Genomic DNA, 2,167 nt, shown 5'->3' on the forward strand with positions numbered 1-2,167 from the left:
TTGTCGAGTAGACGACACCTGTTACCAAGTGCCGCCCCTCTAAGAACCGTACGTGCAACTTTCACTGCATACGGCTCAAGCCTCCACTAAGGCATCATTGATACCCAGCAACTTATAAAGCAGTCGAAGCAGGTTCGTTCCAAGAGTTACGAGCTAGCCTTTTGGGTTTTCTCTTCGCCAAGTATTCTTGGTATTGAGGGTCAAAAGGGGTAGCAGCGCTCCTAATTTTCACGTGTCTTTCGATAGGCACTTTCGCTATTTGGAACAGATTGAAGTGACAGTCCATGTTCATGATTTTCTGCCAACCGTGAAATTGCCACTGGCCTTTACGATTGAGGAAGTACTTATGAACAACCCAGTCTTTGGACTTGGTTGGATGACGTCTAACTGCCCAGTGCCATAGCGCTTGGAATAGTTTGTGGCCGACATACCCAAATATTTGTTTAGCAACACAGTGGCGATAGTAATTCGCCCATCCCCTGAGTTTCGGATTTATCAACTTGATAAGATCGTTAACAGGGATGGTTGCGTGCTTTTTGATGAGTCCTCGTAGATTTCTCAAAAATAACAACGTGTTGGATTTACTCGGCTTGATGAGCAATTTCCCTTTGTACTTCCTGTGATTGAAGCCTAGAAAGTCAAAGCCATCATCAATATGAGAGATCTTCGTTTTCTCTTCGGAGAGGGCTAACCCTCTTTCTGCCAAAAAGCCAGCAATCAACGGTTTGATGTCGTTCACTAGCACTTCCTTTGAAGAGCAAGTAACCACGAAATCATCCGCGTAACCGATAAAGTTGGCCTTAGCACCCTTTTTCAGGGCTGTAGATTTTATTTGTTGCTCTATTCCCGCGAGAGTCATTAGCATCAAGGTTGGAGAGATTATTCCACCTTGAGGTGTACCCTCATCGGTATCATAGAACAGACCCTTATCCACATAACCAGACTTTAACCATTGCTCTAACATACGTTTATCTACCGTGATATTGTCCATAAGCCATTGATGCCCGATTTTGTCGAAGCAAGCCTTAATATCTCCCTCAAGAACCCATTTCGCTGATCGCTTTAGGGCCAAACATTTGAAACACTGACTGACGGCGTCAGCCGTGCTGCGATTTGGCCTAAACCCATAGCTATTGAGGTCGGCAAGCGTTTCGGACACTGGTTCTAATGCTAGAAGGTGGAGGGCTTGTTGCGCTCTATCAATCATGCATGGAATACCCAATGGCCTGAGCTTACCGTTCTTTTTGGGAATGTAGATACGTTTGAGTGGTTTGGCAGAGTAAGCCTTGCGGCTCAGTTGATTGACTGCTTTCATACGGCGTACATCTGTGTTCCAGGTGACACCGTCTATTCCAGACGTTTTACTGCCTTTATTCTGAGAGACTCGCTTAACCGCAAGAAGCTTGGCTGAGCGAGAATGAGTCAAGAGCCACTGTAAGGACTTCACCTTACTGTATTTCTTTTCTCTAGTTGCTTTTGCGATACGCATTTGAAGCTTCAATACGTGTGCTTCAACGGATTTCCAGTCGATGGACTGCCATTGAGCGCCGTCAGAAGATGCACTAATCTCTTTCGAGATCACCATTTGCTTTTCTCCTTGAATAAAGTTCTTCAAATTCTCTCGCAATGGGAGACCAGTCGGAAGTGGGCTCACTTTCGTGACCAGACATAAGTCTGTATCTGCATCATTACAATGTAGCTTTCGCTTTTTCCGACCTCCTATACCTGCATCACTATCGGCCACAAAGGCTTTCCCAAAGGGAGTGATACAGGCTTACCCTGTTCCGTATGTTACGTAAAATGTCAGCTTAGATGCCCACTATAGTGCGGAGAGTACGGCGACCACGAAAAAGTACTGTCCAACCTCTTTCCAACTCTCATTGCCTTTTGGCCACAGCGTATTAACCACTTCCGCTGCTTCAACGTATAACGCACCTTGAATGGATTCACATACGTTCATCATACTGACTACCTAGCACTTACCCGAATTGTGGTTTTCAGGAGGAACGTCCTCTTACGATTCTTTTCCCACTCAGCCAGACGGCCAAGTTTCGTTACATTGTCCGAGCCGCTGCTTTATTCAGGCTCGTAGGTTCATCTGGTGATACAGACGGTTCACTCATAAAGCGGTGAACAACGCTTCATACGACTTCAGGTCGCACGGACA

The 2,167-nt window shown here is 45.8% G+C and carries 2 protein-coding genes; both read right to left on the reverse strand.

The genetic code is table 11. The features are described from left to right. Window positions 1-112 precede the first annotated feature (112 nt). The gene (gene ltrA, locus AACV20_RS12835; protein ID WP_212752670.1) at window positions 113-1,585 is read right to left on the reverse strand and encodes a group II intron reverse transcriptase/maturase; all 1,473 of its coding nucleotides are present in this window, start codon (window positions 1,583-1,585) and stop codon (window positions 113-115) included. Between the two features lie 234 nt (window positions 1,586-1,819). Then, on the reverse strand, window positions 1,820-1,963 hold the full coding sequence (locus AACV20_RS12840; protein ID WP_170908088.1) for a hypothetical protein: 144 nt from the start codon (window positions 1,961-1,963) through the stop codon (window positions 1,820-1,822). Window positions 1,964-2,167: the final 204 nt, after the last annotated feature.

The organism is Vibrio sp. B4-6 (assembly GCF_963888245.1).
GTDB lineage: Bacteria > Pseudomonadota > Gammaproteobacteria > Enterobacterales > Vibrionaceae > Vibrio > Vibrio anguillarum.

Coding starts and splice junctions, on each gene's coding strand:
- ltrA (WP_212752670.1), bottom strand. CDS start 1,585: ATGGTGATCTCGAAAGAGATTAGTGCATCTTCTGACGGCGCTCAATGG.
- AACV20_RS12840 (WP_170908088.1), bottom strand. CDS start 1,963: ATGATGAACGTATGTGAATCCATTCAAGGTGCGTTATACGTTGAAGCA.